The organism is Chryseobacterium sp. NFX27, assembly GCF_049887855.1.
Taxonomy (GTDB): domain Bacteria; phylum Bacteroidota; class Bacteroidia; order Flavobacteriales; family Weeksellaceae; genus Chryseobacterium.
This window is the reverse complement of record NZ_JAGEKK010000018.1, coordinates 1-20726: the sequence shown is the minus strand read 5'-3', so window position 1 is coordinate 20726 and position 20726 is coordinate 1. Positions and strand designations below refer to the sequence as shown.

At 38.5% G+C, this 20726-nt stretch carries 16 protein-coding genes; 10 read left to right on the top strand and 6 right to left on the bottom strand.

From position 1 onward, the window contains the following. Nucleotides 1–136: 136 nt before the first annotated feature. Nucleotides 137–1978, top strand: a complete 1842-nt coding sequence (locus J4Q03_RS17205) for a carbon starvation CstA family protein (RefSeq protein WP_426049351.1) — start codon at nucleotides 137–139, stop codon at nucleotides 1976–1978. Between the two features lie 71 nt (nucleotides 1979–2049). On the opposite strand, the gene J4Q03_RS17200 is transcribed toward J4Q03_RS17205, so the two are convergent. Further along, nucleotides 2050–4770 (bottom strand): TonB-dependent receptor plug domain-containing protein, encoded by a 2721-nt coding sequence (locus J4Q03_RS17200; RefSeq protein ID WP_426049350.1) that lies wholly within the window; start codon nucleotides 4768–4770, stop codon nucleotides 2050–2052. 501 nt (nucleotides 4771–5271) lie between these two features. After that, a complete protein-coding gene (locus tag J4Q03_RS17195) occupies nucleotides 5272–7602 on the bottom strand; it encodes an ATP-dependent helicase (protein ID WP_426049349.1) in 2331 nt (776 codons plus the stop codon). A 249-nt stretch (nucleotides 7603–7851) separates the two neighbouring features. Between J4Q03_RS17195 and J4Q03_RS17190 the strand changes: the two genes are divergently transcribed. From J4Q03_RS17190 to secG, 3 genes are all read left to right on the top strand, one after another. Continuing rightward, nucleotides 7852–9165, top strand: a complete 1314-nt coding sequence (locus J4Q03_RS17190; protein WP_426049348.1) for a M16 family metallopeptidase — start codon at nucleotides 7852–7854, stop codon at nucleotides 9163–9165. A gap of 51 nt (nucleotides 9166–9216) precedes the next feature. After that, entirely contained in the window at nucleotides 9217–11262 is a 2046-nt protein-coding gene (locus J4Q03_RS17185) for a M16 family metallopeptidase (RefSeq protein ID WP_426049347.1), read from the top strand. Between the two features lie 132 nt (nucleotides 11263–11394). Beyond that, nucleotides 11395–11754 (top strand): preprotein translocase subunit SecG, encoded by a 360-nt coding sequence (secG, locus tag J4Q03_RS17180; RefSeq protein WP_426049346.1) that lies wholly within the window; start codon nucleotides 11395–11397, stop codon nucleotides 11752–11754. A 50-nt stretch (nucleotides 11755–11804) separates the two neighbouring features. Here the strand turns inward: secG and J4Q03_RS17175 are convergent, their stop codons facing one another. Both J4Q03_RS17175 and recR read right to left on the bottom strand, forming a co-directional pair. Beyond that, entirely contained in the window at nucleotides 11805–12638 is an 834-nt protein-coding gene (locus J4Q03_RS17175; protein WP_426049345.1) for a glycosyltransferase family 2 protein, read from the bottom strand. 2 nt (nucleotides 12639–12640) lie between these two features. Further along, entirely contained in the window at nucleotides 12641–13252 is a 612-nt protein-coding gene (gene recR, locus J4Q03_RS17170) for a recombination mediator RecR (protein ID WP_426049344.1), read from the bottom strand. Nucleotides 13253–13605: 353 nt separating this feature from the next. On the opposite strand from recR, the gene J4Q03_RS17165 reads away from it, so the two are divergent. The 5 genes from J4Q03_RS17165 (at nucleotide 13606) to J4Q03_RS17145 (ending at nucleotide 17891) form a co-directional block, all read left to right on the top strand. Next, nucleotides 13606–14211, top strand: coding sequence for a hypothetical protein (locus J4Q03_RS17165; protein WP_426049343.1), 606 nt, complete (start codon nucleotides 13606–13608; stop codon nucleotides 14209–14211). Between the two features lie 19 nt (nucleotides 14212–14230). Further along, nucleotides 14231–14722: a hypothetical protein gene (locus tag J4Q03_RS17160; RefSeq protein ID WP_426049342.1), complete on the top strand. Its 492-nt coding sequence runs from the start codon at nucleotides 14231–14233 to the stop codon at nucleotides 14720–14722. Nucleotides 14723–14829: 107 nt separating this feature from the next. Next, nucleotides 14830–16272 (top strand): aminoacyl-histidine dipeptidase, encoded by a 1443-nt coding sequence (locus J4Q03_RS17155; RefSeq protein WP_426049341.1) that lies wholly within the window; start codon nucleotides 14830–14832, stop codon nucleotides 16270–16272. Between the two features lie 67 nt (nucleotides 16273–16339). Next, on the top strand, nucleotides 16340–17308 hold the full coding sequence (locus J4Q03_RS17150) for a hypothetical protein (protein WP_426049340.1): 969 nt from the start codon (nucleotides 16340–16342) through the stop codon (nucleotides 17306–17308). Between the two features lies 1 nt (nucleotide 17309). Further along, nucleotides 17310–17891 (top strand): TIGR00730 family Rossman fold protein, encoded by a 582-nt coding sequence (locus J4Q03_RS17145; protein ID WP_426049339.1) that lies wholly within the window; start codon nucleotides 17310–17312, stop codon nucleotides 17889–17891. A gap of 90 nt (nucleotides 17892–17981) precedes the next feature. Here J4Q03_RS17145 and J4Q03_RS17140 read toward each other — a convergent pair whose 3' ends face one another. After that, complete coding sequence (locus J4Q03_RS17140; RefSeq protein WP_426049338.1) at nucleotides 17982–18311, bottom strand: ferredoxin; 330 nt, start codon at nucleotides 18309–18311, stop codon at nucleotides 17982–17984. Between the two features lie 12 nt (nucleotides 18312–18323). Continuing rightward, nucleotides 18324–19379, bottom strand: a complete 1056-nt coding sequence (locus J4Q03_RS17135) for an NAD(P)/FAD-dependent oxidoreductase (protein WP_426049337.1) — start codon at nucleotides 19377–19379, stop codon at nucleotides 18324–18326. A gap of 154 nt (nucleotides 19380–19533) precedes the next feature. Between J4Q03_RS17135 and J4Q03_RS17130 the strand changes: the two genes are divergently transcribed. Next, complete coding sequence (locus J4Q03_RS17130; RefSeq protein WP_426049336.1) at nucleotides 19534–20301, top strand: DUF3108 domain-containing protein; 768 nt, start codon at nucleotides 19534–19536, stop codon at nucleotides 20299–20301. Nucleotides 20302–20726: the final 425 nt, after the last annotated feature.

Genomic DNA, 20726 nt, shown 5'->3' with positions numbered 1-20726 from the left:
AATAATTTATAAAATTGCTAGATTACTATACATTTCATTATTTTTTATCAATAAATAATTAACTTGGCTTTTGTTTAGGTTATTCTTAACAAAATATCCGATATTTTTAATTATTCATTCTAAAAAAACAGATGATATGGATTTTCTGAATAATACCAATGCGCTCACCCTGATTTTTGTCTCGGTACTGGTTTTTGCAATTGCCTACCGTTTTTACGGTATTTTCATTGCCAATAAAGTACTTCGGCTTAATGATAAAAACACTACTCCGGCAGTAGAATTTGCCGACGGTAAGGATTATGTGGCGACTAATAAAAATGTGCTTTTCGGGCATCATTTTGCTGCTATTGCCGCTGCCGGACCTTTAGTCGGGCCTGTACTGGCTGCCCAGTTCGGTTACTTGCCTGGTGCATTATGGATCCTGATCGGATGTGTACTTGGTGGCGGCGTACATGATATGGTGGTTTTATTTGCTTCAGTACGGCATAAAGGACAGAGTCTGGCTACTATTGCCTCTAAAGAAATAGGTAAGGCAACAGGAACGGTTGCCGGTTTTGCCATTTTATTTATCCTGATTCTTACACTGGCTGGTTTGTCACTCGCCTGTATCAATGCGATGCATGAAGCCTCGTGGTCTCTTTTTACCGTTGTGATCACAATGCCTATCGCTGTGATCATGGGTCTTATCATGAGATACAGAAAAAACAGTGTGCTTTTTGCCAGTATTTTAGGCGGTATTCTTTTAGTGGCAGGAATTATCGGAGGTCATAGCCTGATGCAGAATGAAACGATGAATAACCTGTTTTCGTGGGATATAAAAACAATTTCCATTGCTATACCTCTGTATGGTTTTCTGGCTTCTGTACTTCCTGTGTGGCTGCTTCTGGTACCCAGAGACTACCTGTCCACCTATCTGAAAATAGGAACGATCATCATGCTGGCTGTAGGGGTTATTGTCATTCACCCAACAATCCAGATGCCTGCACTCACTGAATTTGTGAATGGTGGCGGACCTGTTATAGGCGGGCCGGTACTTCCTTTTATTTTCATTGTTATTGCATGTGGCGCTATTTCAGGTTTCCATGCGGTTATTGCAACGGGAACTACTCCTAAAATGCTTAATAAAGAAAGAGAAATCCTTTTTGTAGGCTACGGCGCTATGCTTGTGGAAGGTTTTGTGGCTTTAATGGCTTTAATTGCTGCATGTACTTTAATGCCCGGGGATTATTTTGCCATTAATACTCCGAAAGAATCCTATGATGCTTTTCTTGCTGCACACCCATCACTGCACGGAGTAGATATAGATTACTATTCTCAAAAAATAGGTATTGAACTCCACGGAAGAACCGGCGGAGCTGTATCTTTAGCTGTAGGAATGGCTCATATTTTCAATAAGATCCCATACATGGACCAGCTGACCGCATATTGGTATAATTTCGCCATCATGTTTGAAGCCGTATTTATCCTTACCGCCATTGATGCAGGAACAAGAGTAGGCCGTTTCTTTTTGCAGGAAATGCTGGGTTCAGTTATTCCTAAATTCAATGATAAGAACTGGGTTCCCGGAATTATCATCAGCAGCCTTTTATTTACTTTCGCATGGGGATATCTGGTCTTTACGGGTAATGTAAGCAGCATCTGGCCGCTGTTTGGAATCAGCAACCAGCTATTGGCAGCCTGTGGACTGATCGTCTGTACAACGATGCTGATCCGGATGAAAAGAGGGAAATATGCTTTGTGCTCTGCCATTCCCGGGGTATTTATGGCCGGAATCACTTTTTGGGCCGGGTATATCCAGGTAACAACGATCTACCTTCCGAAGGAACAGTATCTGCTGGCATCTTTGGCAGCAATCGCAATGATTCTGATGCTGATCGTATTTATAGGTGCTTTCATCAAATGGTACCAGCTTCTGCAGATCAAAACAACAGAGATTGATTACTATGGAGAGCCCGTAAAAGAGCTTGTAGAAAGATGATCAAGATAATTCATATAAAACAGAAACAGTCCGGATTACCCGGACTGTTTCATTTACTAATTATTAATTATTTAAAAACTGAAATTAAGTCTTGTGAACACATATCGTCCGTTCTGCCCAAACTGCGAAGTTGAGCGGGAATAGATAAACTGGTCATTATTTGTAGATGCCGTCAGATTTTTATCAGGATAAATATCAAAAAGATTATTAACTCCGACAGTCAGTCCTACATTTTTTGTAAACTGGTAGGCCAGTGAAAGATCGGTAATGATCTTGTCCCCGATCTGCTGATGCTCATTGAACCCGGTAAGTCCGTCACCGTTGGCATCAATAATATCTGCACCAGTTACTTTTCCGAAATAGGTGTTTCTAAGATAGAGGCTTGCATTGTTCCATGAAAGTGTATGCGATAAGCTTGCTTTTACCCTTGGAACGGCTTCTTCCAGATATACTCTTGATTTTTCTGAAAAATAGATCTTCTCAAGGTTCGGAGACTGTAAAAGTCCTGAAGAGTGGGTATCCCCAACTTTCTTGGTCTCGCTGATATTAACCGCAAAATTATTATCAAGCTTAACTCCTGAAAATCTTGCATTATGGGAAATCACTACATCTATTCCTCTTGTTTCTGTATCAATGGCATTGGTAAAGAATTGTGCTCCATTAACCCTTTCTTCATCAAAAGCAGCCTGTGCTGCAGCCGGAACATCTGATCTTAAGAACTGGTCCGTAAGAATGATCCTGTTGTTGATTTTTGTAAAATACCCGTCTGCGGTAAAAGTAAGTCTTGCAGAAGGAATTCTGTAGGTAAATCCTACGCTGGCAGATTTGGAAGTTTCCTGCTTCAGTTTCGGCATTTCCAGTAAGCCTGCAATGGCTGAATCATTGCTGAATGTTCCCACGTCCAGAAGCTGGCTGTTTGTAAACAGTGTTGACGTCACATTATAATAGATCTGATGGATGGAAGGTGCCCTGAACCCTGTAGAACCTGCCAGTCTTACATTAAAATCAGGAGCCACTTTGATCCTTGAAGCCAGCTTATAATTGAAGGTAGATCCAAAATCTGAATAGTTTTCATATCTCGCTGCTGCATCTACTAATAGCCAATTGGTAAAATTGAATTCAACATCTGCATAAGTTGCTACTGCCTGTCTGTTCTTATCGACAACATTAACAGGCTTAAATCCCCCGAAAACCTGCGATCCTCCGGGAAGTGCATTTCCAAAGAAATCCGTTGCTCTGGGACTGGTATTATTCCACACGTTTCCTGTTGCATCGTAAGTTGTATAAGAAGCTTCCTCACCCTGTGTTATTTTAAAATTCTCATAACGGTGTTCTGCTCCAAAAGCCACATTAATTCCATTCCAAACGTCATACTTTTTAGAAAAATCCAGATTGATGGTATTCTGAGAAAACCTTAAACCTCCTGCATCAAACTCGTCGGGCGAAGCAAAACGTAATGAAGTATTTCCTGTATTACCGATATTATAGGTAAATGAATTTTGCCCGAATGTATTACTGAAATCAATATTCCAGCCGTCCCAGTTTCCCTTTATTCCGGCTGAAAGTGACAGATCCTGAATATCCGTTCCGATCTGGGGAAGATAACCATCCGAATACAGCCCTGTAAATGTTCTGCTCTGATTCGGTTTTCTGTAAAATCCTCCTGAACTGCCATGTCTGAAGCTGTATCCGCCAAAAGAATATATTTTCCAGTTGTCATTAACCGGAACTTCAATATTAGCGAAAAGCTGATGGTTATTCAGCTTAGACTGCCCTACCTGCATATTGAAATCTTTTCTGCTCAGTCCTCTGTAAGCCAGTTCCTGATCGGTAAAATCACCCTTCAAAAGTCCTTGTAAAGCACTAATGGTATTAGCTCCCTGAATTTGATTCTGAAGATCCGGAGAAAAATAACTTACACCTTGAGCATATTGATGAATATAATTAATAAGCTGTTGAGAATTGGGAATATTGTTAATATTTGAAAAGAGAGAAGAAAGGTTTACCCCATCATTCTGAGCCCGTTTTTCAATCACATTGTACGCATTATAAATTGCTCCGCTTTCGGCACCGGCCCTGAAAGTAGGATTTCTGAACTGGGAAGACCAGGTGATGTTATAAAAGCCACCTTTATTTCCTATCTTATTCCCATAATTAAGGTCCACCTGAATATTCTGCCCGTCAAAATCTCCTGTATGGTCATTGGCCGTTGGAGTTAAATTTCCGCCATAGCTTACCTGACCCGTCAGTTTACCAATATCTTTTTTCAACTCAAGGTTGATTACACCTGCAATAGCATCAGATCCGTATTGTGCAGAAGCCCCATCTCGCAGCACTTCAATCCTGTTTAATGCAAATGAAGGGATGGAGTTCAAATCGGTTCCTACCGTTCCTCTCCCCGGTGTTCCGTTGACATTGACCAATGCTGAGGTATGTCTTCTTTTTCCGTTCACCAAAACCAGCACCTGATCCGGGCCCAATCCTCTCAACTGAGCCGGATCCAAATGGTCTGTCCCATCTGAATTGGTCTGAATGGTAGAGGTGAAAGAAGGTGCTATTGCATTAAGAATCTGTCCTATACTGGACTGCGGAAGAACTACTGATGATTCTTTTATATTGAAGACATCCACAGGAACAGGGCTGTCTGTTTTGGATCGTGCACCCGCTCTTGAGCCCAGCACCACGACTTCTTCTACATTATTGGTTTTCACACTGTCTTTTTCCTGCCCGAATGCAAACGTTCCGAGGAAAAACAGAACAGAAGCTGATAAAATAGTCTTTTTATTGCTCATACCCTTACATCAATTTATAGTTTATGTTTTTGAGTGGCAAATGTAGAATAATTTTATTAGTCTACAAAAACAATAGACTTTTGTTTTACAAAAATTTAAGATAGTTTTGTTCTATTGGGAAATAATTGTCTACGCTGTGCAGAACCTTTCCGGTTTTTAACGCAAAGATTAATTTCAAGAATGTGTTTTTAAGCGTGCAAAGAAAGAATCAATCAGTGATTGATTCGAATAAGCGGACGTATGATCCGATAGTTTCGTAATGGTACAGCCGTCGTCTTGCTTCTCTTAAAAGTTAAGGCTTTTGAGGCTAAAACTTTGCGTTAAATAACGGGTGGAATTTAATTACAAATGGCAAATTCTTTCACAAACATCAATAAGCGTCAAAGATATCGTGTCATTCGTGTAAAACATTTTGTGTTATCTGTGTTAATAAAATAAAAACGGACTCCAAAATGGAATCCGTTATGTATCTGAACAGCTTTTTACTGAAAAATTAAACCGTTATATTTTCGTTAGTTTAGCATATTTCAGGATAAGGTTTTTCTCTCCTTCATGAATGAAAATCACCTTGGCCTTAATATTCTGGGGATCTGTGCCATCCAGGAAAGAAACTTCCCCGATTCCGAAACGGTCATGTCTCACTTTGTCTCCTACTTCAATATCCTGCGAAGAAGCCCCGCTTGGATTGATGATTTTTGCCGTGCTTACCGGCTTCAGTTTTCTGACTTCCTGTGCAGGCTTTGAACCGTCTCCTTTTTCAATCGTTTTCTTTTCAACTTTTCTGAAAGAACGCTGTTCGGAAGGATGCTCATCAAAAATATTGGATTTGATTCCAGTATTGTTGATGAATCTCTTTTCCATAGCCGGATTCAGGAATTCAATATATTCTTCATCAATTTCGCTTAAGAATCTTGATGGTTCTGCATCCGTGATTTTTCCCCACTGAAAACGCGAAACGGCATAAGAGAAAAACACCTGTTTTTCAGCTCTTGTCAGTGCCACATAAAATAAACGTCTTTCTTCTTCCAGATCTTCCCTTGTTGCAGAACTCATAAAGCTCGGGAAAAGGTTTTCCTCAAGACCCACAAGATGTACCACCGGGAATTCAAGACCTTTGGAAAGGTGAATGGTCATTAAAGAAACCATATCTTCATCTGTATTCTTATCCTGAGTATCAGCAGAAAGGGCAATATTTTCAAGGAAGTTCGGAAGGCTCGGATCTCCGTCTTCCAGCTGCATCTGCTCTTCAATGAATCCCTGCATCGAGTTCATCAATTCCTGCACGTTTTCTACCCTGGAAATTCCTTCAGGAGTCTGGTCGTCTTTTAAGAATTTAATCAGTCCGCTGCGTTTGGCAACTTCCATAGCAACACTGTAAGCAGTATCCGTTTTCAGCAATACCTGGAAAGCTTTGATCATGGACCAGAAATCATTCAGCTTGGTCAAAACACCATTGTTTAAGCCCAACTGTGGAGCGTACATCGGCAGATTACCCAGTACCTGTGAAATGCTTACATTATGGGAATCCGCAAAAACAATCAGCTTATTCTGTGTGGTTTCTCCAATTCCTCTTGTGGGATAGTTGATGATCCTCATCAGTGCTTCTGAATCATTTTCATTGACCAGAAGACGCAGATAGGCAATAAGGTCTTTCACCTCCTTTCTCTGATAGAAAGAAAGTCCTCCGTAAACCTTGTACGGAATATTTTTACGTCTCAGCGCATCTTCAAATGCTCTGGTCTGTGAATTGGTTCTGTATAAAATAGCAAAATCACTGTACTTTCTCTGGTCAGTATTTCGGAGTTCCCAGATATTTCCGGCCACAAAATTCGCTTCATCAGCATCGGAAAGTGAGCGGTATATTTTGATCTTGTCCCCTTCTTCATTGTCACTGAAAACATTCTTTTTAAACTGCTGCAAGTTTTTCGCGATCACAACATTGGCTGCATTCACAATATTTTGAGTCGAGCGGTAATTCTGCTCCAGAGAAACCGTTATCGCATCAGGATAATCTTTCTTAAAGTTTAAGATATTATAAATGTTCGCACCACGGAAAGAATAAATAGACTGGGCGTCATCCCCTACCACACAGATATTCTCAAATTTTGAAGCCAGTGCTTTAACAATAAGATACTGGGAATGGTTGGTATCCTGGTACTCATCTACCATGATATATCTGAATCTGTCCTGATATTTGGCCAATACCTCCGGAAAACGGGTCAGTAATTCATTGGTTTTCAGCAGTAAATCATCAAAATCCATTGCACCGTTTTTGAAACATGCCTCCACATATTTCTGGTAGATTTTCCCGATGAATTTCATATTGGCTTTTTCATCAGCTTCCATGAGTTCAGGATTGTTGAAATACGCTTTTACCGTAATCAGATTGTTTTTGTATGTCGAAATTCTTGCCTGAACTTTTTTAGGTTTGTAAAGATCGGCATCAATATTCATGTCTTTGAGAACTTTTCTGATGACATTCAGAGCATCCTGCTGGTCATAGATCGTAAAATTGGAAGGATAGCCCAGATAATGGCCTTCAATTCTCAGGATTCTTGCAAAAACTGAGTGGAAAGTTCCCATCCATAAGCTTCTTGCGTTGCTGTCCCCTACCACTTTTGCGATACGGTCTTTCATTTCGCGGGCGGCTTTATTGGTAAATGTCAGTGCCAGAATATTGAAAGGGTCCACTCCGTTGTGGATCAGATGGGCAATACGCATGGTAAGCACACGCGTTTTTCCGGAACCTGCTCCTGCAAGTACCATCAAAGGTCCCTGTAGAGAGGTAACGGCTTCATATTGTGATTCATTGAGTCCTTTCAGATAATCCATACTGCAAAAAAATTTGGGAACACAAAATTAATGTATTCAAAGGACAATTCAAATTATGAGCTTAATTTATAGAAAGTAAAAAATTGGACAGGCTTTCCTTCAGGGTTCAGGCAGTTTTAATTAATAAAGTTTTCACGCTGTCCATTTACGGTTTTCTATTGGTTATATTACAGTTTACAAAAAAGTAGAGTAATTCTGTAACAAATACTGTGTTTTCCCTACTAATACATCCAAAACAATTTCTACTTTATGAAAAAGCGACTTCTTTCTGTTGCAGCAGCATCTTTCTTCGGAATGATCCTGAATGCACAGCAAATTAAATTCGAAGAGTATGACCTGCCAAACGGTCTTCACGTAATTCTGCACCAGGACAATTCTGCACCGGTAGTCACTACTGGGGTCATGTATCATGTAGGAGCAAAGGATGAAGTAAAGGGAAGAACAGGTTTTGCCCATTTTTTCGAACATCTTTTATTTGAGGGAACACCCAATATCAAAAGAGGTGACTGGTTCAAGATAGTTTCTTCAAACGGAGGACAAAATAATGCGAACACTACGAATGACCGAACGTATTACTATGAAACATTCCCTTCGAATAACGAGCAGCTTGGTCTTTGGATGGAAGCCGAAAGAATGCGTCATGCTTTGATAAACCAGGTGGGAGTAGATACTCAGAGAGAGGTTGTAAAAGAGGAAAAAAGATTAAGAATGGACAACCAGCCTTATGGAAATCTTTTCCCTACAATTCAGAAGAATTTATTTACCAATCACCCGTACAACTGGCCTACGATTGGTTCTATGGAAGATCTTAACTCTGCAAAGCTGGAAGAGTTCCAGGCATTTTATAAAAAATATTATGTTCCGAACAATGCGACATTAGTGGTGGCAGGAGATATCAAGCCTGAGCAGACTAAGAAATGGATCCAGGAATATTACGGAGGAATTCAAAAAGGAACCCTTTATCCGAAAGATTTCCCGAAAGATGCTCCTATTACTCAGGAAAAAGAGGTAACAGCTACAGACCCGAACATTCAGCTTCCTGCCTATATTTTCGCATACAGAACTCCGTCCAATAAGGAAAAAGACGCTTATGTTCTTGATATGCTTTCATCTTATCTGAGCAATGGTAAATCTTCAGTTTTATACAAAAAATTAGTTGATCAGGAGAAAAAAGCACTTGCTGTACAGGCTTTCAATCAGGGGCTTGAAGATTACAGTATTTTCGCATTCTTCGCCATCCCGATGGGTCAGACGACAAAGCAGACTTTACAGTCTGATATTGATGCAGAAATCAAAAAACTGCAGACAGGCCTGATCTCTGAAGAGGATTATCAGAAACTTCAGAACCAGTATGAGAATCAGTTTGTAAATGCCAACTCAAGTATTCAGGGCATTGCGGCTTCATTAGCAACCAATCATGTACTGATGGGTGATACCAACCTGATCAATAAGGAAATCGACATCTACAGATCGATCACAAGACAGGACCTGCAGAACGCAGCTAAGAAATATCTGAATTCTAATCAAAGAGTAATCATTAATTACGTTCCTGAAAAAAAGTAATCATTTAAAACTCAGGTTTGAATATGATTATTAAAAATTAAATTTTTACAAATGAAAAAGCAATTAACATATATAGCTGCAGCGTTTTTATTCGCAGGAACGATTTCAGCACAAAAAATTGATCTTAATGCAATGCCGAAGCCGGGACCCACTCCTGCCATCAACATTGCAAAACCAAAAACTTTCCAACTGAGCAACGGCCTTACGGTAATGGTTGTGGAAAATAATAAACTGCCGAGAGTAAACACTACCCTTTCTATGGACAGACCACCTTTTCTTGAAGGAAGTGTAGCTGGAGTAAGTTCTATCATGGCTGAGCAGTTCGAAAACGGAACAACCAATCTGAGCAAAGATGACTTTAACAAAAAAGTAGATTACCTGGGAGCCAATGTAAGCTTTTCTTCCAACGGTGCTTTTGCCAACTCTCTTTCAAAATATTTCCCTGAAGTATTGGGCTTAATGGCAGATGCGATCATTAATCCTAAATTTTCTGCGGAAGAAATTCAAAACTCAAAAGAAAGAGCGGTAGAAGGATTGAAATCTGAAGAGAAAAATGCTTCTTCTATCGCTTCTAAAGTTTCCAATGCACTAATGTATGGTAAAAATACAGCCAGAGGTGAATTTGAAACCGTAGAAACCATCAATAAAATCCAGTTAGCTGACGTACAAAACGTTTATAAAAAATATTACGCTCCCGACAATGCTTATTTAGTGATTGTGGGTGATGTGAAATTTGACAAGGTAAAATCATTGGTTGAGAAAGCTTTCAGCGGATGGAAAAAGGCCAATACCCCAGCAGCACCTCTGGAGCAGGCTTCTAACCTTGCCAAAACAGAGATTAATGTAGTAGATGTCCCTTCTGCTGTCCAGTCTGTGGTTTCGGTGAACAACCTGAACAATCTAAAAATGAAGGACCCGAACTATTTTGCTGCTACAATGGCCAACTATATCTTAGGCGGTGGCGGTGAAGCAAGGCTTTTCATGAACCTTCGTGAAAAGAACGGATTTACTTACGGTGCTTATTCGAGTATGAACGCCGGTAAATATTCTTCTGATTTTTCAGCTGATGCAAGTGTGAGAAATGAAGTTACGGATAAAGCGGTTAAGGAATTTATGAATGAACTTAATGCTATTTCTACCGTAAAGCCTGAAGAACTGGAAAATGCCAAGGCTAAACTGAAAGGATCTTTCATCATGTCTCTGGAGAAGCCGGAAACGATTGCCAAATTTGCTTTAAACCAAAAGGTGCAGGATCTTCCATCTGATTTTTATACCAATTATTTAAAATCAATTGATAAAGTAACTGCCGCTGATATCTCCAATGCAGTAAAATCTACCATTTTACCCAATCAAAGCAGAATTTTCATCGCCGGTAAAGCCGCTGATATTTCTGAAGGGCTTGAAAAACTGGGTTATCCTGTAAAATATTACGATAAAGAAGCTAATCCGGTAGCAAAACCGACGGCACAAAAAGTGGATGTCAATGTAAATGTCGCTTCTATCGCTGATAAATACATCACTGCCATCGGAGGAAAAGCAAATCTTGCGAAAATCTCTTCTTACACCATGAACGCTTCAATGTCTATGCAGGGACAGAATATTGATTTTAAAATTATAAAAGCTCAGGGCGGAAAAGAACTGACATCAGTTTCTGCCATGGGACAGGTTGTTCAAAAGCAGGTTTTCGACGGAAAGCAGGGATATTCTGAGCAAATGGGTCAGAAAACACCTATGAAACCGGAACAAGTTGCTGAAAAACAGAAAAACACTGAATTATTTGAAGAATTAGGTTTTGCAAAATCTTCAGATTACAAAGTGACCGGAATTGAAAAAATCGGTGGCGAAGATTCTTATGCTGTAAAAGGTCATAATGTAACCTATTACTACAGTGTAGCTACAGGATTAAAAACAGGGGAAACCAGAACTGCAAAAGCGCAGGGACAGGAAGTAACCATCCCTACCACTTTCTCTAATTACAAGGATGTAAATGGTGTGAAGATGCCACATACCATCTCCATAAATCAAATGGGTATGGATATGGTAATGAATGTGAAATCATATGAAGTGAACCAGGCTAAAGATTCTGATTTTAAATAAAGAATAGTCTTTTTTATAGAAAAAACGGCAGCAGGCGCTGCCGTTTTTATTTTTAATAACATTTACCGTGATCTTCTTTGCCATTCAGTAAAAAAAGATTAAATTTGCCCATTCAAAAAGATATCAGAATTAATGGATACTATATTTACACTATTGATGGTTCTTGTTATGATTGCCAGCATCTTATTGGTAATCATCGTTATGGCTCAAAATCCTAAAGGAGGAGGCCTTTCCAGTACTTTCGGAGGTGCATCACCTGCACAGTTCGGAGTACAGAGAACCAATGATTTCATGGAAAAAGCAACATGGACTCTGGGCGCAGTAATCATCGTTCTTATCCTTATAAGCGTTGTAATTACAGGTAAGCCTACCACAGCAGCTCCTACACAGCAGCAGCCAGTGAAAAAAGAAACGACGGCTCCGGCTAAACAATCTACTCCGGCAGCTACTACCACTACTCCGGCTCAGGCACCTGTAGCTCCGGCAAAATAATAACAGACCTATCTTATATAAACAAAAGCAGTTCAAATTGAACTGCTTTTTTATTTTAGCTTGATCTTCTCTATCTTGTGGCGAAGTCTCAATCCTGCTTTTAAAAATGAATACTGCATCGGTTTGGACTCTCTGTAGTATTTATCAATAAAGATCTGCATAGCCCCGTAAAACCGGTCAAGGTACACCTCATCCTTAATGGTACTTTCTCCTTTATGATGAAGAAGGGAAGCCTTTCCGTAATAATAGTTTTTGTAACCGCTTCTTAACAGCGTATAGCAAAGATCAATGTCTTCTCCGTACATAAAATATGCTTCATCCAGACCTCCAAGTTTTTCGTAGATCTCTCTTCTGATCAGTAAAAAAGCTCCGGTAACTACATCTACTTCTGTCACTGCATTTTCATCAATATCGCTTCTGTAATAGGATTTTGAATTGCTTCTCTTAAAGTTCGTAAACAGTTTTTCAAAAGAATTGAACATATCCGGTACGGAACGTTTACTTTCAGGCAGAAAATTTCCCTCTGCATCATGCATCTTTATTCCGAGGCATCCGAAATCCGGCTTGGAATCAGCAAAATCCAGAATATCTTTCATATAATATCCTTCCAGTTCGGTATCCGGATTCAAAAGAAGAACATATTCTCCGGCTGCTGTTTTTATCGCTTTATTATTGGCAACAGCAAAACCTTCATTATGCTCGGAGGATATAAAATGTACCTTCGGAAATTCCGGAATGAGATCACTCCAGGAAGTGTCAGTAGATGCATTATCTATTACAATTACTTCATAATTTTCCCCTTCCGTATATTTCTGGATAGACAGAAGACAGTTTCTCAGCAGCCTGGTCACATTATAATTAACAATAATTATCGACAGCCTCATATTTAATCCTTTTCGTTGTATGGCAACCTGTTAATAATAGATCTCCCTAAAGATACTTCATCTGCATATTCCAGCTCGTCTCCCACTGAGATTCCTCTGGCAATGCTTGAAAAACTGACATTAAAGTTTTTAAATTTTTTGTAAATATAGTAAGCCGTGGTATCCCCTTCCATTGTGGCACTTAACGCGAAAATAAATTCTTTTACCCCGCCCTCATTTACTTTTCTTTCAATACTCGGTATATTCAGCTGGTTGGGTCCAACGCCTTCCATCGGTGATATTTTCCCTCCTAAGATGAGATATTTTCCCGTGAACTTTCCTGTATTTTCAATGGCAATTACATCGCGCACATCTTCAACGATGCAAATCAGTTCGCTGTTTCTTTTTTCATTGCTGCAGATCTCACAAACATCAAAATCTGAAAAATTATGACATTCTTTACAGTATTTTATTTCGTTAACAAGGTTGATTAATGAGTTCCCAAGACCTACCGCTCTGGAACTGGGCTGTTTTAACAGATGCAATGCCAACCTCAAAGCTGTTTTTCTCCCGATTCCGGGCAGTCCTGAAATTTCGTCTACGGCTTTTGCTAAAACTTTACTAGGGTAATCCATAGGTACAAAAATAAGGAATATTGTTGAGAATTGAAGGGGTTGATGAGTTGGTGAATCGGAGATTTTAAGGTTTTAATGTTGGGGAATTATAAGTTTCAGGGGCGTGCTCCAGGATGTGATTTAAGCTTTGGGGGTGAGACTCCCGAAGCCCCAGTACATATGCCTGAAATCTTATATCTGCCATCTTGATTCTTGACTCTTACATCTCGGTTCACTCATTGCCCTTCCTTGCAAAGCAAAATTCACCATTGACATTTTCCAGCCTTAAGCTAAAGTCTCATGTCTGAAATATTGCCCTCAACATTCTAAAAAAACCTCTATCTTTGGGGTTCTAATATGAAAAAAATAAACTAATGGTACTTAAAAACCTAAATTATCCACTGGATTTTAAATTCAAAATCTCTACTTTATCAAGTGACTTCAATATCACTGACAAAGACGGAAACTATGTAGCGTATGTTCGTCAGAAAATGTTCAAACTGAAGGAAGATGTTATTGTTTTCAATGACGAAAGTAAATCTAAGGAGCTTTTCAGAATCAAAGCCAATCAATGGATCGATTTCAATGCGTCTTATTCTTTAAATGACCTTACCGATAACAAAAATTACGGAAGACTGGCAAGAAAAGGGATGCGTTCACTCTGGAAATCCACTTATGACATCCTGGATTCAAACGACCAACCTAAATTCACGGTTGCAGAGGATAATGCATGGACAAAGTTCTTTGACGGAATGGTGAGTGAGATTCCAATTATAGGAATGTTTACAGGATATTTTCTGAACCCGGCTTATACTGTAAGAGGTATCGACGGAAAGGAATATTTTAAACTTAAAAAAATGCCTTCATTCTTCGGAAGAAGATTCCAGCTTGACAGAGTGATCGATATTGATGACGAAGACGAAAGTTTAGTGATCTTATCATTACTGATGATGGTTCTTCTGGAAAGAGCAAGAGGTTAAACGTAAAAAACCACAAACAATGAAATATCTAATCATTTTCTTTTCAGCACTTCTTTTGACCGCCTGTAAAAAAGACAAAGAAACCGTTAAGGACAGTGCTTCAACAGATTCTTTAACTATGGCAAAGGATTCTGCCAAAACAGGAACAGCATCCGGAAAAATACAGGTTGACATCATTCCTTTTCCAAAAGAAATCAAAGAATGCTCATGCTATTTTGCAAGAAATAAAGCTGATTTTGAAGCAGAAAAATACATCTACGCTGACGATGCCGGAAAAACAGCCTATATGAAACTTGACGGTAAAAGATTAGCCATGAATCTTATTTCTTCAAGTGATATGGAGGTTGATGAGGAACTGACGAAAGAAATTGAAAGCGACAACTACAAGATCTCTGTGAAAGGAAAAAAAATAAAAAGCGAAGAGGCTTTATTATTCGAAGGTACCCTGACGATTGAAAAACCGGATGGTAGTGTAGAAACAATTCCTATTTATGGGGAATGCGGATGTTAAAAAAAACAATAGGGTAAAAAATAAATCTACTCTGTACACCTTATAAAAATGCTTCCGGATTCACGGAAGCATTTTTTATTTTGTAATTTTGATAAAAATAAAATTTCATGGAATTATCTAACATAGAACCGCAGATTATCTGGAAGAATTTCTCCAAATTAAATGCAGTTCCAAGACCGTCTAAAAAAGAAGAAAGAGTCATTGCTTTCATCAAAGAATTTGGTGAAAATTTAGGATTGGAAACTACGGTAGATGAAGTAGGAAACGTGATCATCAGAAAACCCGCCACTGCGGGTATGGAAAACCGTAAATCTATTGTTCTTCAGTCGCATCTGGATATGGTATGCCAGAAGAACAGCGATGTTAATTTTGATTTCGATACAGAAGGCATCAAAATGGAGGTAGATGGAGATTGGGTGAAGGCAAAAGGAACAACTCTGGGTGCTGATAACGGCTTAGGAGTGGCTACCATTATGTCAATCCTTGAAAGTTCAGATATTCCACATCCTGCTATGGAAGCACTTTTTACGATTGATGAAGAGACAGGAATGACAGGTGCGTTAGGTTTAAAACCGGGACAACTGAGTGGAGAAATCCTATTGAACCTTGATACGGAAGAGGATGATGAAATTGATATTGGCTGTGCCGGTGGTGTAGATGTAACCATTACTCAAAATTATGGAACAGAAGCAGCAAAAGGACAGATCATAAGAATTGAAGTGAAAGGCCTGCAGGGAGGACATTCAGGAATGGACATTCACAAAGGTTTCGGAAATTCCAATATTATTTTAGGAAGACTTCTTTACAGCGGTTTAGCGAATCAGAATATTCAATTGGTATCTGTAGACGGCGGCGGATTGAGAAATGCAATTCCGAGAGAAGCTACAGCACTTATTTCTGTGAGAAATGCTCAGGAATTTATAGAAACCGCTACAATTCTGAAAAAAGAAATTTTAGAAGAGTTTGCTACGGTAGAACCTGGTCTCCACATCAATATTGAAAATTCCACAACTTCTGACAAAGCAGTTTCCGGGGAAGATTCCAGGAAGATTATTCTTACTTTAAAATCTCTTCACAACGGTGTTTACAGAATGAGCCCGGACGTAAAAGATCTTGTGGAGGCCTCCAACAACGTGGCGAGAGTGGAAGTAAAAGGCGGCGAGCTTAAAATTTTAAACCTGACCAGATCATCTGTAGATTCATCTAAATATTCAGTAGCAGAACAGTTAAAATCCGTTGCAGAATTAGCCGGAATGAATGTTGAATTCAGTGGTTCTTATCCTGGATGGAAACCAAAACCTGGTTCTGAGATCGTACAGCTGATGGAAAAAATCTACACAGAAAAATTCGGTGAGAAACCTCATGTGGTAGCTTGCCACGCAGGACTGGAATGCGGGATTATCGGGGCCAATTATCCAGAAATGGAAATGGTAAGTTTCGGGCCTACCATCAGAGGAGCGCATTCTCCGGATGAAAAAGCCAATATTCCTTCTGCTCAGAAATTCTGGAATTTCACCAAAGAAATTTTAGCGAATATTCCTTTAAAATAAGAAGATAAAATTGCTATATTGAATATCCAAAGTCGTATGATTTTGGATATTTTTAATTTTTAAATATATGATGAAAAGAATATTACTTATATTTTACCTGATAACTTGTATTAAAATTTACTCTCAATCTCATAAACTAAGAGGTGAATGGATTTTAGATAAAATTGTGCTGTCTAATGGGAAAAATTTAGAAATAAATAATTCCAGGTATTCCTTTAGGCTTTTTTACAAAATTAATCAAGATGAATTAGTTCTGTATAATCAAAAGTTTAAAGCAAATTTTTATAATGACAAGATAAGTCTTGAAAATCGCACTTTTAAATATTGGTTTGAAGATAATTATCTGGTATTACAAGAAGGAAATGAGATATCATTATTATTAAAAGAAGAAGATTTTGTAAAAAAATATCCGGAATTTAAACCGAAATTTGAAATTAGAGGTAATGATAGTTTATTGATGGCTAATCAGGTAGTTCATCCAATATTTAATAATGAAAAAAGCCTTGAAGACTTTATAAACTTACGTATGACTCATGGGGATTCAAAGGATATGAATGACCTGTATTTTAAAATAGAATATATTCTAACCAAAGATAATAAGATTAGAAATATTAAAATACTTGACAAACTTACTCCACAATATGATACGCAATTTGTTCAAGCATTGATGCAGGCAGAAAAGTATTTCGAAAATTATTATGGAGTAAACATGCTAATAACCGACGAAAGACATTTTTTAAAATTTTTTAAAGACCTGAAAGACGAATCAGAAAAAAAATTATACCATATTATTGGAGATGGCTTTGAATATTATAATAATAACCAATTTGAAAAAGCAATTGAAAAGCTTAGTAAACTCGATAATTTACAAATTAAAGACAATCGCTTCATTTCAAGATTTCATGACGGATATATTAAGTTAGGAATTTCATATCTTGCTGTTGGAAAAAATGAGCAGGCATGTAACAGCTTCAGAAAGGCTGGGAATTTAACCGATTTTGAAGTTAGAAATTATTTAATTGATTTTTGCAAATAACATGAAAAGTATAACAGTGTTCTGCGGTTCAAGTTTCGGCACAGATGATATTTTTAAAGAACAAGCTTTCCTTTTGGGACAAACGTTGGCAAAACAAGACATTCAACTCATATATGGCGGTGCAGATGTAGGTTTAATGGGAGCTGTTGCGGACGGAGCTTTAAATGAAAAAGGAAAAGTCGTTGGAGTTCTCCCCCACTTTCTGCAGTCTAAGGAAATTGCCCATAAAAATCTGTCGGAACTTATCCTTGTAGAAACCATGCACGAAAGAAAAACGAAGATGAATGATCTCTGTGATGGCGTGATTGTTCTTCCCGGCGGCTACGGAACCCTGGAGGAGTTCTTTGAAATGATCACCTGGGCACAGCTGGGACTTCATAAAAAGCCAATTGGGATTTTGAATATTGATGGGTTTTATGATGATTTAATAAGACTGGTTCAAACGATGGTTGATAAGGGATTTTTAAAGCAGGTAAACCGTGATATGCTTTTGATGAGTGGAAATATTAATGAGCTTTTGGAAAAAATGAGGAGTTATCAGGCACCTACTGTGGGAAAATGGATTTCGAAGGATGAAGTTTAAATAATAATCGATTAAATGATTGTTTTTGACATACACAAAACCGCCCGGAAATTCCAGGCGGTTTTTTATATTAATTAAATTTAATATTTTCTAAGGATAAGGAGCAATCTCCACTTCAAGACCTTCCATAGCATCCATCATATGCAGCTGACAACCCAGTCTGCTGTTGCCTTTTACGTGGTAAGCTTCCGCCAGCATGGCATCTTCTTCATCGCCCATGGGTTCAAGGCCCGGATCACTGATCACATATACCTGACATGAGGCACACATCGCCATTCCTCCGCATACCCCAATGGTCCCTTCTTCCGCCAGTTCATAAGAGCGGATGATCTCCATCAGGTTCATAGACATATCTGTAGGTGCTACAACATCATGGGTTACCCCCTCCCGATCCGTGATCTTTATATTAATATCTGACATAATAATACAAAATTAGTCAATTTTTTTCACAACTGCCTTTTCTGCTTCCTTACGGCTGCCGTCAAATCCGTCTACCCCGCTTACTGTTGTATATTTAAGGACAAATTTCTTACCCGGGTTCAGTCTGTTGTAAACACTCTGACACATTAAAGTAGCTTCGTGGAACCCGCAAAGGATCAGCTTCAGTTTTCCAGGATACGTATTGATATCGCCGATTGCATAGATTCCGTCAATATTCGTCTGATAATCAAGTGCATTATTTACAACGATAGCATTTTTCTCAATATTCAGTCCCCAGTTTCCGATCTCACCCAATTTTGGAGTCAGTCCGAATAAAGGAATGAAATAATCCGTTTCGATATCGAAAGCTTCCTGTCCTTCAATCTCTACCGTGATCGCTTCTACTTTTCCGTCACCTTTGATCCCGGTAACTTCAGCAGGGGTAATTAGTTTAATTTTTCCCTGGTTCTTAAGATCCTGAACTTTCTCTACAGAATCCAAAGCACCTCTGAATTCATTTCTTCTGTGGATCAAAGTAACCTCACTGGCAACATTGGAAAGGAAAACGCTCCAGTCGAGAGCAGAATCTCCACCACCGGCAATTACTACTCTTTTGTTTCTGAAATGTTCAGGCTCTTTAACAAAATATTCAAGACCCATCTCCTCATAGTCAGCCACATTTTCAAAAGTAGGTTTTCTGGGCTCAAAAGTTCCCAATCCACCGGCAATGGCAATAGCTTTACATCTGTGAACCGTTCCTTTGTTCGTGATCACTTCAAACCATTCGTCATCAACCTTCGTATAAGAAACTGCAGTTTCTCCCAAAGTAAATCCAGGCTGGAACTGCTTGATCTGTTCCATCAAATTATCTACTAATTCTCCGGCATTCACTGAAGGATATCCCGGAATATCGAAAATAGGTTTTTTCGGATAAAGCTCTGCTAGCTGTCCTCCCGGCTGCGGAAGCGCATCAATAATATGGCACTTCATTTTTAATAAACCTGCTTCAAAAACAGCGAAAAGCCCGGTAGGTCCGGCTCCTATGATCAATATATCAGTGGTTATCATAATAAGATAATTTAATTATACATGTATCTGCAAATTTACTAATTTTAATGCGAAGCATATTTAATTGATTCTAAATAAAAACCTGAGATTTATCAAATCTCTGTAAATAGCTAAGAATCTTAAATTTGGCAATGTTTTTGTTAAATTTCATACCATGAAGAAAATTTTAAATCTTTTTGCAATATTGATGTTCCTGATGAGCTATGCTCAGATCGACAATATTTCTGACGGTGAGTCTATTACATTCAGAATCCACTATGGAATCCTGAATGCCGGAACTGCCAATCTTACTGCCAAAAAGACCAACTATATGGGTACCCCCCATCTGTATGTTAAAGGTACAGGAAAGACTACAGGAGCTGTAAAAGCCTTTTTCAAGGTAGAAGATTTATATGAAAGCTTCATTAATATAGAAACAGGGCTGCCTAGCTTTTATGTAAGGAATGTACGTGAAGGAAGCTATCGTCAGCATTTTGAAACTGTTTTCAACCATAATAATCACACGCTGATCTTAACGGATAAAAAGACTCCTGCCAACGGCTCTAAGGTAGTTAAATCTGTAAAAGGGGTTCAGGATATGCTTTCCTGCTTTTATTACCTGAGAAGCAAAAGTACAAGTGAACTCAAGGTAGGAACAGTGATCAATATGAATGTATGGATTGATGATGAAATGTTTCCTTTTCAGCTGAAAGTGACAGGAGCAGAAGATCTTAAAACCAAGTTCGGGACTATTAACTGTCTGAAAATTATCCCGTCTGTAAAAAGCGGAAGGGTTTTTAAAGAAAAAGAAGGGGTAACGATGTGGGTTACCAATGACGCCAACCATATTCCAATGCTTTTGCAGGCCGAACTGGCCGTAGGGTCACTGAAAGCAAGTATCGATGATCTTAAAAATGTGAAATACCCTTTAAAATATAAGTAAAAGATACTCAGTCTTTTGAATTATAAAAAATGTCTGCAATTATTTTTGCGGGCATTTTTTTATGGCTTAATGTAATACATTTTAATTTCCGGCTGTCTTACTAATAACAGAAAGGTAAAGACTAACAAATAATCCTGATTGAAAATAATATAACATTTCGACTTCGCTCAGTGCGACAGAATTTCAGAGAAGAAAAAATTAATATAAAATTAATAAGCCCTCTATTAAAACGGACACATTGTGATTTTTCAATATAATCTCGTTTTTAATTACGTTTTGTTTCTTAGGTCAGTAATTAATGACTAGTCCTGAAAAAGGTTGACTAGGTTTATTACCCAAATATAATTAAATCAGAGTAGGAATTTTTCTATTCTGATTTTGTTTTTTATAGGTTTTTAATTTCACATTATTTTTTAGATGTACTT